Genomic DNA, 19,648 nt, shown 5'->3' on the forward strand with positions numbered 1-19,648 from the left:
AAGATTCACAACACTATATTTTAACATTGTTAAAAATTAAATAATAATGTTCCGTAATATTATTAAATTGATAATTTGTGTTTAAATTTTATTAAAAATGAAATGTTATATATGAAATAATGCAATATTAAGAAATCATTAAATCTTAAATTGCGATGAATTGCCTCCCGGAAAATGATTTTACTTTCCCTAAAAGTTCCAATTCTAAAATTATTGGTAAGATTTTATGAGTAGGAAGATCAATTCTCATGGAGAGATCGTCTAAACAGATTTGAGGATAAGATTGAATAGATTGATATATTAAGTTCTGATTGTCAGATAATTGTGGTTTGGTCTCGCTATAAGGAAATAACTCTTCCATTTTTTCTTTAGGATCATTTAATCCAAGGAGTTCTATAAGATCTTTTATGGTAGAAATTGCCGTTGCTTTATTATGGAAAATCAGCTGATTACATCCCTGGCTAGAACTGTCTGTAATTTTTCCAGGCAGTGCAAAAACATCACGGTTATAATCATTGGCAAAGGCTGCTGTGCTCACAGAGCCTCCTCCGAAACCGGTTTCCACTACAATCGTTGCGGGGGATATTCCTGCCACAATTCTGTTTCTCTGGATAAAGTTTTCCCGGTCAGGTTTTCTGGAAGAGCTGAACTCCGTTATTAATGCTCCTCCTTCCTGTAAAATTTTTTCAGAAAGTTTTCTGTTTTTTGCCGGATATAGATATTGAAAACCATGTGCAAGAACAGCTACAGTGGGCTTTTGATGACAAATAGACTGTTCATGAACTTCTTTATCGACGCCTAAAGCGAGACCGCTTATGGATGTATATTTTGAGGATCGTGTTGCTTCAAAAAAGTTTTCAATAAACTGTTTTCCATAAGCGGTCATATTTCGGGTTCCTACAATACTTATTTTTGGCTGTGCATCCTCAATATTCCCTTTTTGATAAAGAATAGCGGGAGTATCATTACATTCATTAAGTAGAGACGGGATTTCTTTGAGGTGTTTTAACCTGATTTGAATATTATTTTTTTCGCAAAAATTTAATTCTTCTTCTGCGAATTCCAAATGAGACTTATTTCCAATATCTGAAACTGTTCTTTGCCCTATTCCTTCCAGCTTTTTATATTCTTTTCTGGCTCTATTCCAGGCTTCCTGAGCGCTTCCGAAAGTACGGACAAGTTTATGAAAATGGATATCGCCAATCTGGCTGCATTCGCGGAGGGCGATGGCATAAAAGTATTCTTCTGAGGTCATGTGTGTTTTTTTTCAAATGTAATGAAATAAGTTTTATCTTTTTCTCAATTCATCCAAATGGTCCCAGATATCATCTTTTTTCTTGTATGGAAGTTCCATAAAGTCTTCAGGATGATTTTCCTTGTATTCCTGCCACAATTTATCATCTTTTTCGCTGTAATAATTTGGAAACTCCCAGATAAATTTTTTCTTCTTTTCGCCAACATTTTTAAAAGCAAATGCAATAATACTGCCTACTACAGCTCCTGAAAGATGAGCCTGCCAAGAAATTTTGCTCGGCTCCTGCATGTTGTAAAACAGTTCTTCAGGAAGCATCCCCCATATCAAACTGCCATAATAAAGCACAACAAGCATTGAAATTGTGAGAAGCTTCGTATTCCATTTAAATACCCCGCTGAAGAATAGGAAAAAAGCGAGTACATAAACCACGCCACTTGCTCCGATGGTACAGGTGTACATATATTCACCGGTAAGAATATCAATAGGAGGAAGAAGCCATACCAAAAGTCCCGTTGCCAGCCAGCCGATGATAAAAACTTTGTTGGCAACCAATGGATAAAACTGATACAGCAAAAACATAAGTGCTGTTATGGGAATGGAATTTCCTATAATATGATCGATATTTCCATGTAAAAGGGGAGAGGTAACTACACCAAGCAATCCCTCGGGTAAGAGAGGAATAATGGCTCCAAAACAGCTTTGAAAAAAGCCCTGCATTTGTAAAAAATACCCGAACCACATCGCTGAAAGCATTAGCAATGGGTATATAACCGCTCTTTTGGAAATTACATTTTTGAACATGTGGGTTTTACGTCAAATCAAAAGCCAATGATAAATTTCGGAAAATTTGTCGATGAATAAGTTTCTACCGTCCTGATTTTAAGACAAAAGGTGTTAAATTTAACTTTTGAACTCATTATTTGGCATTGATTTTATAGAAATATCTTGTTATGAGGTAATTCAACTTTATAGAAATTGGTTCTTTTAAAGCTGATTTTAGCTTTTAAAAAAATTATATTAATATTTTTGCATTGAAAATTATTTAGAGTAATGAAGAAGTTTTTATTGATTCTTTCCTGTTTTATAGGAATATATGCAAGTGCACAAGAAGAATTGAAAAAAGATTCCGCAGTGGTAGATACCATAAAATACTGGTCGGTTTTAGGAAAAAACACATTAATGATTAATCAGGCTGCCTTTTCAAACTGGGTAGGCGGTGGTGCCAATAACGTTGGATGGCTTGCCGGATTGAATTATAATCTGACGTATGAAAAAGATAAAGACCTTTGGGAAAATATCATTATTCTTGGATATGGGCAGAATGATACAAAAGGCCAGGGTATCAGAAAAACACAGGACGTTATCAATGTTTCTACCAATTATGGACGAAAATTCTCAAAAAGCTGGTATTTCTCTATGGGAGCAGGATTTCAATCACAGTTTGCTGCAGGATATGAAGACGGAAATAACCCTGATGCGAAAAAGATATCCAATTTTATGGCGCCGGGCTACCTGAACGTCGGGATGGGTATCACATACAGACCCAATGATGATCTCACTGTAACGTTACGTCCTACCAACGCCAGATGGACATTTGTACTGGATAAAGACCTTCAGACAGCAGGCAGCTATGGTTTAAAAAATGATGGAGATACTTCGTTATTACAATTCGGTTTTCTGGGAACAGCAATATATAAATTGAAAATAATGGAAGATATTTATTTAACCAATACGGCTTCTGTCTTCTCGAATTACCTTGATCACCCGGACAGATTAGTTCTTGCCTATGGAGCTTTGCTGAACCTGAAAGTAAATAAATACATATCCTCCAATGTGACCGTAGACTTGCTATACGATCATAATCAGATAGAGAAAACACAGCTGAAACAAACTCTTGGAATCGGATTTGCCTATACGCTCGCAAATGGTGTAAAACGTTCTGATCGCAAAGACAGCCAGTGGTGGATCAAAAAATAGTTTGGAAAATTTATATTATAGTTAAAAAACACTTCAGAAATGAGGTGTTTTTTCTTTATAAAATTCTGTAATTTTAAGTTGACTTAAGTTTGATTAGGAATTGTTTTGTTTGCAAGTATTTTAATTTCAGTTGTTTATGTGCGTATTTTTAGTTATGTTAAATTCATTTTAAAGTGAATTTTATGATGGCATAAATTATTATTTATACATTTGTAATAAATAAACATTATGAAAAAACTTTTATTGATCAGTTCTATCTCTTTGGGAGCTGTAGCATTCGCTCAGGAGGCTAAGACAGAAGCTCCGGCATCAGACACCATTAAAGCATGGTCTATTCAGGGGCAAAATACATTAATGCTTAACCAGGCTGCCTTTTCAAACTGGGTAGGAGGTGGAGCTAACAACGTTGGCTGGCTTGCTGGTGTTAATTACAACCTGACGTATGAAAAAGGGAAAGATCTTTGGGAAAATATCATTATCCTGGGTTATGGGCAAAATAACACGCAGGGAACGGGAGTAAGAAAGACTCAGGATGTCATTAATCTTTCTACAAACTATGGTAGAGAATTTGCCAAACATTGGTATTTGTCTGCAGGAGCAGGGCTTCAGACTCAGTTTGCTCCGGGTTATGAAGATGGAAATAATCCTGATGCAAAAAAGATTTCCAATTTTATGGCTCCCGGATATCTGAGTGTAGGAGCAGGGGTTACATACCGTCCCAATGATAATCTTACAGTTACTTTACGACCTGCAAATGCCAGATGGACTTTCGTTTTAGACGAAGATCTTCAGAAGGCAGGAACTTACGGTCTTAAAAACGATGGAGATTCTTCTCTTTTCCAATTCGGTTTTCTGGGAACGGCAATGTACAAGCTGAAAATTATGGAGAACATAACCTTACTGAATACGGCTTCTGTATTCTCAAACTACCTTGATCATCCGGACAGGCTTGTCCTTGGATATAGCGGAGTTTTAAGCATGAAAATCAATAAATATATTTCTACCAACGTTACTTTGGATCTTTTGTATGATCATAATCAGATATGGAAGACTCAGTTGAAGCAGACTTTAGGCGTAGGATTGGCTTATAATTTTGATAATGGTAAGAAACGTTCAGAAAATAAAGATAACCAAAGCTGGTTGAAAAAATAAGTAGAAACATACTATATGATACAATAAAAAAGCACTTCAAAATGAAGTGCTTTTGTTTATCAATATATAAGTCTTAGAATTCTATATCAACTTCTAATTTCTCAGCCAGCAGCTTTGAAATTTTCTCTTTTAGAGGTTCTATATCAATATTCTGCATAGCATCATTCGCAAAAGCATATAAAAGTAATGCCTGAGCTTCTTTTTTCGAAATTCCTCTGGCTCTCAGATAGAATAAAGCATCTTCATTCAATTGTCCTACGGTACATCCGTGAGAACATTTTACATCGTCTGCAAAAATTTCTAACTGAGGTTTTGTATCAATACTTGCCCCTTCACTTAGCAATACATTGTTATTCTGCTGATAAGCATTTGTTTTCTGAGCAATTTTGTCCACAAAAACTTTTCCGTTGAAAACTCCGTGAGCATTCCCATCAAAGATTCCTTTGTAGTTCTGGTAACTTTCACAATTCGGGAAGTTGTGGTGAACTGCTGTATGGTGGTCTACCAACTGATCTTTCCCGATAATGGTAATTCCGTTCATGAATGAATTGATATTAGATCCATTATGAATAAAATCAAGGTTGTTTCTTACCAGTTTACCTCCGAAAGAGAATGTGTTTACCGTTGTTAAACTGTCTTTCTCCTGTCTTGCGAAAGTATTGTCGATAAGATAGGTTGTGTTGTTATCGTTCTGAAGTTTGTGCCAGTCAGCTTTCGCATTCGGATAGGTAAAGATTTCCGTCACAGAGTTTGTCAGTACGTAAGTGCTGTCAAAATTATGGTGGCTTTCAATCACTTCTACTTTTGCTCCTTCTTCTACGATCAAAAGGTTTCTGGTATTGTAGAATGTGTTTTCCTCCTGATTCTGAGAAATGTAAAAAACGTGGATTGGCTTTTCAATCACTACATTTTTAGGAACTTTAAGGAAGAAGCCATATTTGCAGTAAGCAAGGTTCAGGTTCGTAAAAGCCTGTTCTTTGGAAGCAATCGTATTGAAATACTTTTCAAAAACCTCTTTATGCTTCTCATCATTCAATGCATAATTGAATGAAAGGAATTCTACATTTTCAATAGAAACTTTAGATAACTCTTTGTGAAGCTTACCGTTTACAAAAACAATCCAATCAAAATTTTCTTCTCCAAGGTGTAGTTCATCAAACTGCTCTTTAGTGATATTGTGGTGCTCTTTCGGGAAGAAGTTGTAGCTTTTTTCCGTGATCTCCTTTAGATTGGTATATTTATATTCTTCGTCTTTTTTAGTAGGAAAACCAAGGTTTGCAAATTTCTGAAGCGCTGTTTTTCTTTCCTCATCCAGAAATCTGTGACGAAGAGTCTCCAAAAATTCATTATGGTTCTCTATAATTTGTTCTTTTAATGCCATTACTGGTATATCTGTGGTTTGCACCATTTTTTCTTTTTTTATTAACTAAAATATTGTTATTCCGAGGAATAGGAAAACCAATTTTTAATAGTAGAGATTCTTTTCTGCCACATTGTATGAATGATTACAGGAAAGGTTAATCTCTGAAATAATATATATTCTTCTTAGTTAAGAAGCCAGTCGTAACCTTTTTCTTCAAGTTCTAATGCTAAAGACTTATCACCTGTTTTGATGATTTTTCCATCTGCTAAAACGTGAACAAAATCAGGCTGAATATAGTTTAGTAATCTTTGATAATGCGTAATCAAAAGAACTGCATTTCCTTCATTTTTAAAATGATTTACTCCATCTGCTACGATTCTTAAAGCATCGATATCCAATCCTGAATCAGTTTCATCAAGAATTGCCAGCTTAGGATTAAGCATCATCATCTGGAAAATTTCATTTCTTTTCTTTTCACCTCCGGAGAATCCTTCGTTCAATGATCTTGAAAGGAAATCTTTTTTAATTCCCAGTTTTTCAGACTTCTCACGAATTAATGCAAGCATTTCTTTTGCCGGCATTTCTTCCAGTCCGTTTGCTTTTCTCGTCTCGTTCAAAGCAGCTTTGATAAAGTTCGTTACAGAAACTCCCGGAATTTCCACTGGATACTGGAAAGAAAGGAAAATCCCTTTGTGAGCTCTATCTTCAGGAGCTTCTTCACTGATGTCCTGTCCTTCGAAAAGAATCTCTCCACCAGTTACTTCGTAATCTTCTTTTCCTGCGATTACAGAAGATAGGGTAGATTTACCAGCTCCGTTTGGTCCCATGATCGCGTGAACTTCGCCCGGCTTTATTTCAAGATTAATACCTTTTAATATTTCTGCGCCATCTTCAATTTTGGCGTGAAGGTCTTTAATTTGTAACATTCTTGCTAACTTTTGCTTTTTATAATTGTATGAGCTTCTTTCCTTTATATACACATCGTCTTTATATTAGGATATTTCCTCAATAGACGGAGAGAAGCTTTTTATATTTTATGTTTATAATAATCTTCAATAAAGACTATAACTTATATTTCCGTTTTAGCGGTTGATCATCGGATAAAAACTCTGAAAACCTTGCCTTTAAATCAATTTGTTTTTATCTGAAGGGTTCTTTTTGATAATATTATCCTACTGAACCTTCTAATGAAATCTCAAGTAATTTCTGAGCTTCAATAGCAAACTCCATTGGAAGCTTGTTCAAAACTTCTTTGCTGAAACCATTTACAATCAGAGCAATGGCTCTTTCTGTATCAATACCTCTCTGGTTACAGTAGAAAATCTGATCTTCCCCGATTTTTGAAGTCGTAGCCTCGTGCTCCAACTGTGCCGTAGGGTCTTTGATTTCAATATAAGGGAAAGTATGAGCTCCACATTCATTACCCATCAATAAAGAGTCACATTGTGAAAAGTTTCTTGCTCCTTTTGCAGAAGGCATTACTTTTACCTGTCCTCTGTATGAGTTTTGTGATTTTCCGGCAGAAATACCTTTTGAAATAATCGTTGATTTGGTATTCTTTCCGATGTGGATCATCTTTGTACCTGTATCTGCATACTGGTGGTTGTTGGTAACCGCAATAGAGTAGAACTCTCCGATAGAATTGTCTCCTTTAAGGATACAAGATGGATATTTCCACGTTACTGCTGAACCTGTTTCAACCTGTGTCCAGGAGATTTTTGCATTTCTTTCGCAAAGTCCTCTTTTTGTTACAAAGTTGAATACACCTCCTTTACCTTCTTCATTACCAGGATACCAGTTCTGTACTGTTGAATATTTAATTTCAGCATTGTCTAAAGCGATAAGCTCTACAACCGCTGCGTGAAGCTGGTTTTCATCTCTTGACGGTGCTGTACATCCTTCAAGATAAGAGACATAACTTCCTTCATCAGCTACAAGAAGCGTTCTTTCAAACTGTCCTGTTCCTGCCTGGTTGATACGGAAATAAGTAGAAAGTTCCATCGGGCATTTTACTCCTTTAGGAATATAACAGAAACTTCCGTCAGAAAATACTGCGGAATTCAATGCTGCATAAAAGTTATCCCCTCTCGGAACTACTTTTCCAAGATATTTTCTTACCAAATCAGGGTGGTTTTTAATAGCCTCAGAGATCGAACAGAAAATAATTCCTTTTTCTGCCAGTGTATCCTGGAAAGTAGTTTTCACAGAAACTGAGTCCATTACGATATCTACAGCAACTCCTGAAAGTCTTTTTTGCTCTTCGATATTAATCCCTAGCTTTTCGAATGTTTTCAATAGTTCAGGATCTACTTCGTCAAGGCTTGCCAGTTCAGGCTTTACTTTTGGAGCAGCATAGTAACGGATTGCCTGAAAATCTGGTTTTTCATATTTGATATTAGCCCACTCAGGCTCTACCATTTTCTGCCAGATTTTGAAAGATTCCAATCGCCATTCAGTCATCCATTCCGGCTCTTCTTTTTTAGCAGAGATCGCACGGATGATGTCCTCGTTTAAACCAGTCGGGAAGTCTTCATAATCAATCTTCGTCTCCCAACCGAATTCATATTTTTTATTTTCTAGATCGACTCTTAGATCGTCTTCTGTATATTTACTCATTACTTTTTTTTAGATTTCAGATTTTAGATTTCAAAATCCAGAGTAGCTCTGAGGTCTGAAATCTAGGATCTAATGTCTTTTCTCTAAAGACTAAATGATTCCCCGCATCCACATGTTCTGGATGCATTCGGGTTGTTAAAAACAAACCCTTTTCCGTTCAATCCTCCTGAATACTCAAGAGTTGTTCCTGCTAAATAAAGGATGGATTTTTTATCTATAATAATTTTAATGTTATTATCTTCAAAAATCTGATCTGTGTCTGTTTTTTCGTTGTCAAACTTTAAAACATACTCTAAACCAGAGCATCCGCCGCTTTTTACCCCTACTCTTATGTAATCTTCAGCAGGGTTAAAACCATCTTCCGTCATTAACTGGATGGCTTTCTCCTTTGCATGGTCTGATACTTTTATCATTGTATTTATTTAGAATGATTTAATGATGCAAAAATACGAACTAATTTCCGCAATCTCAAATCGAAGATATCTATTTTAATGATTCTGATATTAATAGCTATTTCTGCGAGGATAAATTATGTTAAAAAAAGATAAACTAAGCCGTTTACTGTTAAGGTTTTATTTATAATTTTAACCTTGAATCATATTTTGAATCTATAAAGAAGATCTATAATGAAGCAATAAAGGAGAAAACTTGTCAAAAAATAGATACAATAAGTCTTTCTTTTGATAATGCTCAATAAATAAAAATATAAATGAAAAAAATAGGTATTATCGCATTGGCGTTCTTTATACAGAATGTTTCTGCACAAACCAACAGATTCGTATATCAGGTGACGATGAAGCCTGATGCGGAAAATAAAACAGATATCAAGACTGAAAATGCTTATCTGGATATTTCTCCGGAGAAATCAGTGTTTTATTCTGAAAACAGAATCAAAAGAGATTCTATTATGCAAAAAGCATTTCAGAGCGGAGGCGGAAGAGCAAGCATCAACAGAGATCAGATGGAAGGATTGAGAACGAATATCAGCTATTCCATTGAAAAAGATAAAACAAATCAAAAGACCTATTTCAAAGACAGAATTGGGCGTGATATTTATTCATATGAAGAAGACAGACCACTGAACTGGAAAATAGAGTCAGAAACGAGAAAAATAGGCGAGTATAAAGTTCAGAAAGCTGAAACTGATTTTGGTGGAAGAAAATGGACGGCGTGGTTTACAACTGACCTACCTTATCAGGACGGACCTTATAAGTTCGGTGGACTTCCGGGATTGATTGTAAAAGTGGAAGATGATAAAGGAGGTTATTCTTTTGATTTAATGAAAAATTATAAAATTGCTGAGTTTCCGGCTTTGAACCAGTTTGGAAATACTTTGAAAGTAAAAAGAACAGATTATATCAAGCAGCAGCAAAAATTTAAAGCTGATCCAATGTCGTTTATGAGCCAAAGTGGAGGTGGACAAGGTGGATTTTCTAATACAATAAGAATAGGCGGAGGCGGAAGAGGTCCCGGCGGCGGAAATCAAAATCCTGCCGATATGAGAAAAAGGATGGAAGAAAGGGTGAAAGAAGAGGCTAAGAAAAATTCAAATCCGATCGAATTGCAATAAATAAAAAAGCGGTCTTAAGTCAAGACCGCTTTTTTATATCATTATAATTTTTGATAAAAACTATTTTAATAGCTGGTTGAAAGTATCACCCTGTCTGATATCTCCGGTGTTGTAACCTTTCATAAACCATTCTTTACGCTGTGCAGAAGAGCCGTGAGTAAAACTTTCCTGATTCACATATCCCTGTGCTCTTTTCTGAATATTATCATCGCCAACCGCTTCGGCAGCATCTATGGCAGACTCAATATCTCCTGGTTCCAGAATATGTTTGCTGTCATTGGTTCTTTTTGCCCATACTCCGGCATAGAAATCAGCCTGTAATTCTGTAGCTACGGATACTCTGTTCATCTGCTCTTCGGAATATCTTCCGCTTCTTCTTAACGCATCTACTTTCTGTGTAGTTCCCAAAAGGGTCTGAACATGGTGTCCTACTTCATGCGCAAGAACATAAGCTACTGTAAATTCTGTTACTTTAGCTCCGAATTTTTGCTGAAGTTCACCAAAAAAACTCATATCCATATAGACTTTCTGATCTGCCGGACAATAGAATGGTCCCATAGCAGATTGAGCAGTACCACATGCTGAAGATGTTGTATTTTCGAAAAGAACTACCTGAGGAGCATTGTAAGTCATTCCATTTTCCTTAAAAATCTGATCCCAGGTAAGAATATTCCATTTGGCCATCATATCAACCATTTCTCCAACTTGTTTTTCATCGGCTGTAAGCTCTCTCTGTTCCCCGGAATTTCCTGAAGACTGCATGCCGCCAGAATTCAAAATGCCGGATGGGTCACCTCCCAAAAAGAATACGATAGCTGCTATAATTAAAGTTCCGAGTCCGCCTCCTACAATCATACCGCCACTTCCGCCTCCTGAACCACGGCGGTCATCAACGTTTCCGCCTCTGTCGTCTGTCCATTTCATACTAATAAATTTATGGGTTAATTTAAATATTTTACGCCAGATTATGAGCGAAAATATTTAGATATTTATCTGTTGAGTTGTTTTGTTTTGAGCCAGTAAGAAGTAGATTGATAGGCTGATACAGCATCATCAACCAGTTTCTGATCTGGATCTTTTAATAATTTTTCGTCGTAATACAGTTTAAATTCCGGTTTCAGATCACTTTTTTCCAGTTCCAAAGAATATTGTTTTACCTTTTTTACCGGCGAAATAATGGTCAAACGTTCACCTTTGATAAATCCAAGATCCTGATAGGTTGCCACATAAGCTTTAGGCTGGAATTCCGGTTTGAACACATCCTGACCCAGGAATTTAGACTGATAGCTGAAGTTTAATAATCCCAAAACGGTTGGCATTATATCGATCTGCGACATCAGCGCATCAAATTTCTGAGGCTGAATAAATCCTTCAGAAAATACCATCGCAGGAATTCTGTATTTATCCATCGGAAGTTCCGTTTTTCCCGCACTGGATGCACAGTGGTCTGCGATGATCACAAAAACTGTATTTTTATACCAATCCTGTTTCTTAGCCATATCAAAGAACAGCTTAAGAGAGTAATCCGTATATTTTACACCGCCTTCACGGGATTTTGCCGTTCCCGGAATATCAATTCTTCCGTCAGGATAAGTAAAAGGTCTGTGGTTGGAAACCGTCATCCAGTGATTGAAAAATGGTTTTCCTGATTTGGCTTCGGCATTCATCACCTGAATAGCTTTTCTTGCCATATCTTCATCAGCAACACCCCAAACATTGGCAAAAGTGATTTCTTCAGGTTTAAAGTTGTTTCTGTCTACAATTCCATAGCCGTTCCCTCCGAAGAAGTCCTGCATATTATCGAAATAGCTGTATCCGCCATATAAAAATTTAACATCATATCCTTTGGATTTAAAAACACTTCCGGTTGTGAATTTATTTTTATTATCATCTCTCTTGATGACACTTTCACCTGCAGTTGGAGGAATACACAATGTTAAAGCTTCCAGTCCGCGTACCGTTCTGTTTCCGGTTGCATACAGATTGGTAAACATGAGTGATTTATCAGCAAGACTGTCCAGGAAAGGAGTGATTTTTTGGGTATTGCCATAATGTTCCATGAAATCTGCAGAAAGACTTTCAATGGAGATCAATACTACATTTTTCTTCACTTCAGGCTGCTCCGCAACGACAGCTCTTGATAACGTATGCTGTGGGTACTGGCTTAAAAAATTCTTTTCGGCCTGCTGCTGGTTAATCTGCGAGTAGAACTGGAAGTAATCCAGTTCATTATGGGTAAACGCCCAGTAGAACTTAGGAAGTCCGTTGGCTTCAATTTCGTCTGCGAAAACATTGTCAGATTTGATTTGCATCAAAGACGGTATTGCCAGCGCACTTAATGCGCAAAGTACCATAAAACTACCCAGAAGAACCATTTTTTGTTTAAAGTCCGGAAGTTCCAGCAATTCATCTTTTGTTTTCTTATAAATGAACCACGTGATGGTAAGGGTAACAAGCATGATGGCAGAAAACAATGGAATTACAGGGTAACTTTCCATGATATTCCCAATCACCTCATTGGTATAAATAAGATAGTCTACAGCAATAAAATTATAACGAACTCCAAATTCATTATAGAAGAAGTATTCACTGACTCCGTTGAAAATGATCAGAAGAACGTATAATAATAATGTAATGAAATATAATGTGTTACGTATTTTTATCCTTTGATTAGGAAGGAAAAGCATCAATCCAAAGAAAAGAGTTTTTATCCCTACGAAAACAAGGGCTATTTCCATGATGGAACCTCCATACTGCTTGAAAATATTGTTAGGCACAAGCCATATATAAAGGAAGAATAGAACCAGAGCACTCAGAATAATGTGTCCGTAAGGTTTTTTATATTTTGAATTGGAAAGAAAGAGGAAGTAAAGAGCGAGAATGGAACTGGCCAGTATGAAAACAAAAATGTCATTCACCAGACCTATCAGCAAAACTTTTACAACTTCGAAAAATCCAAAACTAGCAGTAGTAATAGGATGAAAAAAGAATACGGTTCTTATTATCAACGAAATAATAAGATAGAAAATTCCTAAATACAGGAAGGGTTTTATTTTTTTTAAAAACATGTATTGTCTGTCTTTATTAATTTTCACAAAGATAGTTTTTGTAGGGAACTTTTGACGGAAAAAAAGAAAAACATCCTTTTTATTAATAAGATTTATGAATTATTTATATACTAATAAAAAAGGGACTATTAAAAATAGCCCCTTTATATTGTTAAAGTGAATAAAAAGTTAAGAATGTCCAAAACCGATATTCCCCTTTTTATCAGATAATTTCTTTTTGAAGTCAATCATTCTTAGCGCTGTAACGGCTGCTTCCACCCCTTTGTTTCCAAGATCTCCACCGCTTCTTGCAATAGATTGTTCTTTGTTATCATCTGTTAATACACAGAAGATTGTAGGAGTATCCGTCATGATGTTACAGTCTTTGATTCCCTGCGCTACTGCAGAGCATACATAGTCAAAATGTGGAGTTTCCCCACGGATCACACATCCTATAGAAATTACTGCATCATATTTTCTCTCTTTGCAAAGCTGCATACTAGCATAGCTTAATTCGAAAGCTCCTGGTACAGGGAAAAGTTTGATATTTTCAGGTTTTACCCCTTCTTTTTCAAGGATTTCCAAAGCTGCATCACGAAGATTGTAAGTTACAAAATCATTCCACTCAGAAAAAACAATGCCGATAGAAAAATCTTCGGCATTAGTTATATGAAGTGGCTTGTAATCGGATAGATTAACTGTTGCCATTTTTTAATAATATTTAGTCATTTCGATATAAGAATCAGACATTCCGTTGTCGTAGTCCTGATATTTCTCGTCAATTGCAGAGAAGTATTTTTTAGCTTCTGCATTTTTCTTTAATCCTAAAGCAACAATACCTGCTTTTCTTGTAAAATAATACGTTGTATAAGGATCATCAGATGCTGTAGCAGCCTGATCTAATAAAGACAGAGCTTCATCATTTTTGTTAAGACCTGATTTTGCATCAGCCATTGCTCCATACTTCATTGCCATCAAGGTTTTGTTTTTGGAAGAGAATTTATCCAAAAGATCATATGCTTCCTGGAATTTTCCTTCTTTGAATTTTAATAAACCAGCATTGTAAGCAGAAAGTTTACCAATTTCAGTAGAAGAATATTCATTAGCTGTACCTATAAAACCTGGATTAGCTGCAGATTTTCCACCTAAGGCATCTTTATCTTTACCTTCCGTAAGATTTTTTTGAGCAGCAAGGAAACTTTTTACAGCCTCAGTGTTCTTTGGAGCAATTACAAATTGCTTATAAGCAAAGAATCCTAAAACTCCTAAAATCAAAGCTCCAAATACAAAACCAAGCGGCTTTGAATATTTTTCAACAAATCTTTCAGTGTTTAAAGCCTCTCTGTCAAGGTCTTTAAAGAACTCAACTGTTTCTTTACCTTCTTGCTCGTTCTGAGCACTCTTTCCCAATTTTGCCATAAGTTTTTAAAAATTGAAATGCAAATTTAATTGTTTCTGAGAGATTTACAAAATACTTTGTGAGTATTATTGACGAAATCTTGTGAATTGTTAATGGTGAATGATGAATTTATTAAAAAAAAGATGCTTCGAGATGTTCAGCATGACACTTCTGATAGTGCTTGTTCTAATCTCACAGTAAATGATTAGCGTTGTCATGCTGAACCTTTCGAAGCATATATATTAAGTCTTAGTATCCTAAAATATGGTAGATCTCTGCACCGAATTTCTTCAGTTTTTCATCACCGTTCAGACCTTGTAAACCGATAAGGAAACTAAACTGTGAAACAATTGCTCCTTGCTTTTCTACCAATTTTGCTGCAGCTTCAGTAGTTCCTCCCGTGGCTAAAAGATCATCATGGATTAAAACTCTTTGTCCAGGTTTTATCTGGCCTTCACGGGTTTCAATAATGGCACTTCCATATTCCAGATCATACTTTTCTGAAATAATTGGCGGGGGAAGTTTTCCTGCTTTTCTGATTAGAATAAATGGTACTTCCAATGCCACAGCGATAGCGATTCCAAAAAGGTAACCGCGGCTTTCAATTCCGCAGACTGCATCTATTTTTCCTTTACTGAATGCAACAAGGTCTGCAATGACATCTTCGTAAAGTTTTGGGTCTAAAAAGATAGGTGAAATATCCTTAAACTGGATTCCCGGAATCGGAAAATCAGGGATATTTTCAATTGTTTCTTCTAATCTTTTGATCAGTTCTGCTGAAGCCATTTATTAATTGATTTTATAGCTGGAAATTTTCCAGTCTCCATTTACATTTTTAAGCCCGAAAGTTACTTTTAAAGAAGTTGTCTTCCCACTTTTATCCGTTACATCATAAGTAGCGTTTACGCTCGCACTATTAGCATTAGCTCCACTTGTCGTAATGTTTTTTACATTTACATTTTTTACAGATCCAAAGCCTGAAGTAGGATTTGAGAAAGATTCATAACTTCCCCAGCTTGGATTACTGGCTGTTTCGTATGCTGCTTTTAAGTTTTGAGAACTCACACTGTTCAGGAACTTACTTACTGTATTTTTAGGGTCTGCAGTAGGCTGCTTTGGTGCAGCTGGTGTTGCAGGAGTAGCTGTTGCAGGGTCCGTAGTTGCTTCAGGAGTTGCTGTTGGATTGTTTGGATCTATCACTGCGCTTGGTTGCTCTGTCACCGCTGTCGAATCCGTTTTTGGGATGGCAGGAACTTTTAGAGCTGCGGCATTGACATCAAGCCCGATTTTAGACATTTTGAAAGTCTTGGCAGTTGTTTTTACAGAAACCGTAATATCAATTTTATTATCTACCACTTTTGAAGCAGGGATAGAAGAGAATTTTAAATTGAATCCTTTAAAGTTATTATCCTGCATAAGGTTTTTAGCAGTAGCCAATCTTACACCGTTACTGAAGACTTCAAGAGTTGCTTCAAGGCCAGCTCCTGTGAAAGATACAGGGTTTCCGGCTGCATCTACAAGTCTTGGAACAATCTGGATTGCTGTAGGCGCTCCGGTTCCGTCATCTCCCGTAGGTCTTGTCACAAGGCTTAGTGATCCGGCTTTCACATCGTTAGGATCGCTTTCTTTAGCTTTATCATCCCCGAAGATATTCATCTCTCCAAGTGATGGTGGGGCAGTACTTGCCCATTCTATTCCGTTTTTCTGAGCCACTTCGTCAGCCAAAGACATGATTTCAGGAACTTTCTTTCCGTTAATCAGTTTTCCAAGGGCTTTTAGCTCATTGATATCACCGTCTGCCTCTACTCCAAATGTTTTAAGGATATAAAGAGCTTCATTAAACTTAATCTGCTTAATGGTAGGTAAACTGGAAGTCATATCATTGATACTTGACTGCAGTGTTTTAGTATTCGTAGCATCTACATGATCTTTCTTACATGCTGTAAAAAGCAACAGACTGAAAACAAGTAGAAAAGAAAACTTTTTCATTTTTATTTGGTTTGTTGCAAATTTAATAAAACCTTTATTAATACTGGATTTTATTTTCACTTTATGTTTTATGGCTTGTTTTATTTCTTTTTCATAATAGCCATAATCCTATATTTTTACTTTTTTTGGGGTTGTTCTTTTAAGTCTCCTTTGAAAAAATTGCTGAAGATGGTCTGCATATTCGGGAATGAAGAATCCTGCCAGTAAGAAGTTTTGTAATTACTGTTTTCTTTATCAAATTTTACTTTTTCAATATCATTGTCGTTGTTAAAGCTAAGTTCTGTAGGATAGAAATTTGTGTAAACGGCAATCTGATTGTATTCGGGTTCGCTTTTGTGTTTAAGCTTAACAAAAACAAGTTCATTGTATTCAAGAAAATCTTTCAATGTCTTTTCTGATCCCTTTTCAAAAGACATATTCAATATGGTTCTGATATCATAAAATCGATATCCGAAAAATGAAAATTCTTTTTCCTGAAGTGCTCCGCCTGTCACCTCAATCTGATCTTTACGATCGCCTTTCAATTCTCTGATGATATTTCTTTTTGTTTTATATTCTTCCGGATTTCCTACATTTTTAAGTTTTGGAATCTGTAGAGAATTTCCATAATCCCATGATGAAGTTTCTTTCTTCTCGTTTTTAGGTTCTGTCAATCTGAAAACCCTGTATTGTTCCACGTTTGTACTTTTTAGCTTTTTTGTTTTGTTGTCAAAAATATAGGTTACAATTCCATCGGTATAACTATTCAGTTTATTATTTACGGTCACGTAAGCATTAAAATTTCCTTTGATAAAAATGTATTTGGCAGGTTTGTTATTTTTGATAACTACGGTTTCAATCTCTTTTACCTGATCATTGATTTTAATAATGGGCTGGTCAAAATCGGAATATGATAAGGTGGCAACAGGAAAATTATTATAGACAAGCTGAAACTTTTCCTGCGAGGGAGATAATGATTGTTTGTCAATCTTGCCTTCAATATCTGAGTATGCCAGAATAGTTCCATCTTTCCCAAACACTGAAACTCTGGGAAGGGGAGCACTACTTTTTTCAGAAACGAAAGTGATGGTCTGTGCAGAAATAAAACTATATAAAAAAAGAAAGAATGTGTAAAGGAAAAGTTTGGTTTTCATAGTAAGTTTTTTTTAATTGTTGATCCCATCAATGGCGACGAGTTACCTGATATACATAAAAAAAGACTGATTGTTTTAACAATCAGTCTTTTATAATTTTATTTTGTTACAAGTCCTTAGAAAGGATACTCATAAATTTCAGATTCGTGTAAGAATGGGTTTCCTGTAGGAATCAACTTCAGTTTAGATAAAGCTGAAAGTACAGTAAACATAAATAATCCAGCTACGAACAGGATTGCTCCTAGGATTAACAGGAATACTTCAGGAGTGTTCCAGTATGGTCCTACTGTTCCTGGCATTACCATGTTGAAGTAATCTAAGATGTGTCCTAAGATTACTACTACTGCCATTGTAGTAACTACTTTGTAGTTTCTCTTGATGCTGCTGCTTACTAATACCAATAGTGGTAATAAGAAGTTGATGATCAACATCGGTAAGAAAGTAGGAGAATAGTGCTGGAATCTACCGAAGAAGTAGTTAACCTCTTCCGGAACGTTGGCATACCAGTACAACATGAACTGAGCGAACCATGTATATGTCCAAAGCATACTTGTAGCGAAAAGGAATACTCCTAAATCGTGTAAGTGGTTATCATTGAACTGTGGTAAGAAACCATTTTTCTTAAGGTAAACACTTAATAGGATGATTACAGCAATACCACTTGAAAGGCAACTAACCATTGAATACCAGATATACATTGTAGAATACCAGTGAGGGTCAATAGACATTAACCAGTCCCAAGCCCAAGCTGCAGAAGCAAATCCGAAGAATGCAATATATCCTACTGCCCATCTGTAAAGCATTTGATACTCTACTTTAGATTTCGTTTCATCTACTTTCTTAGACTGAGCTTTCAATTTCCAAGCGAAGAAAGAAGCACCAATCACATAGATTAAAGTTCTTACTGCATAGAAAGGAATATTTAAGAATTTTTTCTTTTCAAATAAGATCACATCAAAATGCGGAGAATCCGGGTTTGTCAATTCAGGGTCCATCCAGTGGAATAAGTGACCATTATGAGTGATGTTTAAGATCATCAGGATTACCAGGATTGCACCACCGTAAGGAATATAAGAAGCAATAGCTTCCATTACTCTTGTAATGATGATTGGCCATCCTGCATGGGCAGCGTGCTGAATAGAATAGAAGAATAATACGCAGCAGCTTACTCCAAAGAAAAATACAGCTACAAAATGTATTGCTGCTAAAGGCTGGTTGTGTACCTGCAATGTAGCGTGCTCAAGGTGAGCCGCGTGATCCTGAGGTCCAACCATTTCACTTGAGTGTGTAGGAGCAGTATGACCTGAAGCATGAACAGCTTCCATCATTTGTTCTATTTTCTCAGTAGATATTCCTTTGTTCAAAAAGAAACCAATACCGAAAAGAACTAAACCTACAACAAGAAGTATTATAGAAGTTGATTTTAATTTTGGTGAAAAACTATACATTTCTTTTCTTATTTTTTAGTTTCGGTAGTCGTTTCAGTTGTTGCTGGTGCCGCCGCTGTAGCTGCTGCCGGTGCTGCTGCTCCTTTTTTGAAAGCACTCATCACATACATTGCTACTCTCCATCTGTCTCCTGCGTTCAATTGTCCCGCATAAGATCCCATGGCATTTCTACCGTTTGTTAATACATAATGAACAGATCCTACAGTAATTTCTCTGTCAGCATAGTTGGGTACTCCAGAGAATGCTCCACTTTGAACGATAGGTCCTTGTCCATCACCTCCTGTACCGTGACATGCAGCACAAGTGTGATCAAACAGTATTTTACCTCTTTCAAGATCCTTAGCTGCATTAGCTGGGTTCAAAGGAGATGCTGTAAGTTTTTTAGATGCTTCATACCCTGCGTTGTACTCGTCAACATTCTTAGGTAATAAGCTTTCTTCAAAAACTCCGTCTTTATTCTGAGGAACTGATCCTTCAACCGGAGAAAGACCTGTTGCACCATTATTTTTAACAAAAGCAGGAATTTCATTTTCATGATCTGAATAAGCATCCTGAGCTTTCATCAATGGATCATAAGCTACCGGAAAATACATGTCCGGGAAATATACCAACGGAGTATTCTCCTTTGGTCCGCAAGAGTTAAGTAAAACTGTTGTTAAACCTAAAACCGCTGTAATTTTTAATACATTCTTTTTCATT

18 protein-coding genes are annotated in these 19,648 nt (G+C 36.2%); 3 read left to right on the forward strand and 15 right to left on the reverse strand.

Features of this window, described 5'->3' with window-relative positions:
• Window positions 1-145: 145 nt before the first annotated feature.
• Window positions 146-1,255 (reverse strand): DNA-processing protein DprA, encoded by a 1,110-nt coding sequence (gene dprA, locus PZ898_RS15795; RefSeq protein WP_277693731.1) that lies wholly within the window; start codon window positions 1,253-1,255, stop codon window positions 146-148.
• A 33-nt stretch (window positions 1,256-1,288) separates the two neighbouring features.
• Window positions 1,289-2,056, reverse strand: a complete 768-nt coding sequence (locus PZ898_RS15800) for a rhomboid family intramembrane serine protease (RefSeq protein WP_277693732.1) — start codon at window positions 2,054-2,056, stop codon at window positions 1,289-1,291.
• Window positions 2,057-2,305: 249 nt separating this feature from the next.
• On the opposite strand from PZ898_RS15800, the gene PZ898_RS15805 reads away from it, so the two are divergent.
• Both PZ898_RS15805 and PZ898_RS15810 read left to right on the forward strand, forming a co-directional pair.
• On the forward strand, window positions 2,306-3,232 hold the full coding sequence (locus tag PZ898_RS15805) for a DUF3078 domain-containing protein (protein ID WP_062673093.1): 927 nt from the start codon (window positions 2,306-2,308) through the stop codon (window positions 3,230-3,232).
• Between the two features lie 228 nt (window positions 3,233-3,460).
• Window positions 3,461-4,384, forward strand: a complete 924-nt coding sequence (locus PZ898_RS15810) for a DUF3078 domain-containing protein (protein ID WP_062673095.1) — start codon at window positions 3,461-3,463, stop codon at window positions 4,382-4,384.
• A 73-nt stretch (window positions 4,385-4,457) separates the two neighbouring features.
• On the opposite strand, the gene sufD is transcribed toward PZ898_RS15810, so the two are convergent.
• From sufD to PZ898_RS15830, 4 genes are all read right to left on the reverse strand, one after another.
• Window positions 4,458-5,765 carry a Fe-S cluster assembly protein SufD gene (gene sufD, locus PZ898_RS15815; protein WP_277695607.1) on the reverse strand — a complete coding sequence of 436 codons (1,308 nt, stop codon included), beginning with the start codon at window positions 5,763-5,765 and terminating at the stop codon, window positions 4,458-4,460.
• 164 nt (window positions 5,766-5,929) lie between these two features.
• On the reverse strand, window positions 5,930-6,673 hold the full coding sequence (gene sufC / locus PZ898_RS15820) for a Fe-S cluster assembly ATPase SufC (RefSeq protein WP_034691829.1): 744 nt from the start codon (window positions 6,671-6,673) through the stop codon (window positions 5,930-5,932).
• Between the two features lie 241 nt (window positions 6,674-6,914).
• Window positions 6,915-8,363 carry a Fe-S cluster assembly protein SufB gene (sufB, locus tag PZ898_RS15825; RefSeq protein ID WP_062673097.1) on the reverse strand — a complete coding sequence of 483 codons (1,449 nt, stop codon included), beginning with the start codon at window positions 8,361-8,363 and terminating at the stop codon, window positions 6,915-6,917.
• An 83-nt stretch (window positions 8,364-8,446) separates the two neighbouring features.
• Window positions 8,447-8,776: an iron-sulfur cluster assembly accessory protein gene (locus PZ898_RS15830; RefSeq protein WP_062673099.1), complete on the reverse strand. Its 330-nt coding sequence runs from the start codon at window positions 8,774-8,776 to the stop codon at window positions 8,447-8,449.
• Between the two features lie 296 nt (window positions 8,777-9,072).
• Between PZ898_RS15830 and PZ898_RS15835 the strand changes: the two genes are divergently transcribed.
• Window positions 9,073-9,933 (forward strand): GLPGLI family protein, encoded by an 861-nt coding sequence (locus tag PZ898_RS15835; RefSeq protein WP_277693733.1) that lies wholly within the window; start codon window positions 9,073-9,075, stop codon window positions 9,931-9,933.
• Window positions 9,934-9,993: 60 nt separating this feature from the next.
• Here the strand turns inward: PZ898_RS15835 and PZ898_RS15840 are convergent, their stop codons facing one another.
• From PZ898_RS15840 to PZ898_RS15880, 9 genes are all read right to left on the reverse strand, one after another.
• Entirely contained in the window at window positions 9,994-10,857 is an 864-nt protein-coding gene (locus tag PZ898_RS15840; RefSeq protein WP_216443519.1) for a neutral zinc metallopeptidase, read from the reverse strand.
• Window positions 10,858-10,922: 65 nt separating this feature from the next.
• Entirely contained in the window at window positions 10,923-13,001 is a 2,079-nt protein-coding gene (locus PZ898_RS15845; RefSeq protein ID WP_277695608.1) for an alkaline phosphatase family protein, read from the reverse strand.
• Between the two features lie 168 nt (window positions 13,002-13,169).
• Entirely contained in the window at window positions 13,170-13,688 is a 519-nt protein-coding gene (gene ribH, locus PZ898_RS15850; protein WP_034691815.1) for a 6,7-dimethyl-8-ribityllumazine synthase, read from the reverse strand.
• 3 nt (window positions 13,689-13,691) lie between these two features.
• Window positions 13,692-14,399 carry a hypothetical protein gene (locus PZ898_RS15855; RefSeq protein ID WP_062673110.1) on the reverse strand — a complete coding sequence of 236 codons (708 nt, stop codon included), beginning with the start codon at window positions 14,397-14,399 and terminating at the stop codon, window positions 13,692-13,694.
• Between the two features lie 229 nt (window positions 14,400-14,628).
• A complete protein-coding gene (locus tag PZ898_RS15860) occupies window positions 14,629-15,165 on the reverse strand; it encodes an adenine phosphoribosyltransferase (protein WP_062673112.1) in 537 nt (178 codons plus the stop codon).
• A 3-nt stretch (window positions 15,166-15,168) separates the two neighbouring features.
• Window positions 15,169-16,368, reverse strand: coding sequence for a hypothetical protein (locus PZ898_RS15865; RefSeq protein ID WP_277693734.1), 1,200 nt, complete (start codon window positions 16,366-16,368; stop codon window positions 15,169-15,171).
• A gap of 116 nt (window positions 16,369-16,484) precedes the next feature.
• Window positions 16,485-17,501 carry a hypothetical protein gene (locus PZ898_RS15870; RefSeq protein ID WP_062673116.1) on the reverse strand — a complete coding sequence of 339 codons (1,017 nt, stop codon included), beginning with the start codon at window positions 17,499-17,501 and terminating at the stop codon, window positions 16,485-16,487.
• 116 nt (window positions 17,502-17,617) lie between these two features.
• Window positions 17,618-18,949 carry a hypothetical protein gene (locus PZ898_RS15875; RefSeq protein ID WP_034691800.1) on the reverse strand — a complete coding sequence of 444 codons (1,332 nt, stop codon included), beginning with the start codon at window positions 18,947-18,949 and terminating at the stop codon, window positions 17,618-17,620.
• An 8-nt stretch (window positions 18,950-18,957) separates the two neighbouring features.
• Entirely contained in the window at window positions 18,958-19,647 is a 690-nt protein-coding gene (locus tag PZ898_RS15880) for a cytochrome c (RefSeq protein WP_034691797.1), read from the reverse strand.
• Window position 19,648 lies beyond the last annotated feature (1 nt).

Origin of the sequence: Chryseobacterium sp. WX (assembly GCF_029542485.1) — a bacterium.
GTDB lineage: Bacteria > Bacteroidota > Bacteroidia > Flavobacteriales > Weeksellaceae > Chryseobacterium > Chryseobacterium cucumeris.

What these genes read in the sequence shown, in the direction of transcription:
- dprA (WP_277693731.1), bottom strand. Translation starts at nt 1,255, where the DNA reads ATGACCTCAGAAGAATACTTTTATGCCATCGCCCTCCGCGAATGCAGC.
- PZ898_RS15800 (WP_277693732.1), bottom strand. Translation starts at nt 2,056, where the DNA reads ATGTTCAAAAATGTAATTTCCAAAAGAGCGGTTATATACCCATTGCTA.
- PZ898_RS15805 (WP_062673093.1), top strand. Translation starts at nt 2,306, where the DNA reads ATGAAGAAGTTTTTATTGATTCTTTCCTGTTTTATAGGAATATATGCA.
- PZ898_RS15810 (WP_062673095.1), top strand. Translation starts at nt 3,461, where the DNA reads ATGAAAAAACTTTTATTGATCAGTTCTATCTCTTTGGGAGCTGTAGCA.
- sufD (WP_277695607.1), bottom strand. Translation starts at nt 5,765, where the DNA reads ATGGCATTAAAAGAACAAATTATAGAGAACCATAATGAATTTTTGGAG.
- sufC (WP_034691829.1), bottom strand. Translation starts at nt 6,673, where the DNA reads ATGTTACAAATTAAAGACCTTCACGCCAAAATTGAAGATGGCGCAGAA.
- sufB (WP_062673097.1), bottom strand. Translation starts at nt 8,363, where the DNA reads ATGAGTAAATATACAGAAGACGATCTAAGAGTCGATCTAGAAAATAAA.
- PZ898_RS15830 (WP_062673099.1), bottom strand. Translation starts at nt 8,776, where the DNA reads ATGATAAAAGTATCAGACCATGCAAAGGAGAAAGCCATCCAGTTAATG.
- PZ898_RS15835 (WP_277693733.1), top strand. Translation starts at nt 9,073, where the DNA reads ATGAAAAAAATAGGTATTATCGCATTGGCGTTCTTTATACAGAATGTT.
- PZ898_RS15840 (WP_216443519.1), bottom strand. Translation starts at nt 10,857, where the DNA reads ATGAAATGGACAGACGACAGAGGCGGAAACGTTGATGACCGCCGTGGT.
- PZ898_RS15845 (WP_277695608.1), bottom strand. Translation starts at nt 13,001, where the DNA reads ATGTTTTTAAAAAAAATAAAACCCTTCCTGTATTTAGGAATTTTCTAT.
- ribH (WP_034691815.1), bottom strand. Translation starts at nt 13,688, where the DNA reads ATGGCAACAGTTAATCTATCCGATTACAAGCCACTTCATATAACTAAT.
- PZ898_RS15855 (WP_062673110.1), bottom strand. Translation starts at nt 14,399, where the DNA reads ATGGCAAAATTGGGAAAGAGTGCTCAGAACGAGCAAGAAGGTAAAGAA.
- PZ898_RS15860 (WP_062673112.1), bottom strand. Translation starts at nt 15,165, where the DNA reads ATGGCTTCAGCAGAACTGATCAAAAGATTAGAAGAAACAATTGAAAAT.
- PZ898_RS15865 (WP_277693734.1), bottom strand. Translation starts at nt 16,368, where the DNA reads ATGAAAAAGTTTTCTTTTCTACTTGTTTTCAGTCTGTTGCTTTTTACA.
- PZ898_RS15870 (WP_062673116.1), bottom strand. Translation starts at nt 17,501, where the DNA reads ATGAAAACCAAACTTTTCCTTTACACATTCTTTCTTTTTTTATATAGT.
- PZ898_RS15875 (WP_034691800.1), bottom strand. Translation starts at nt 18,949, where the DNA reads ATGTATAGTTTTTCACCAAAATTAAAATCAACTTCTATAATACTTCTT.
- PZ898_RS15880 (WP_034691797.1), bottom strand. Translation starts at nt 19,647, where the DNA reads ATGAAAAAGAATGTATTAAAAATTACAGCGGTTTTAGGTTTAACAACA.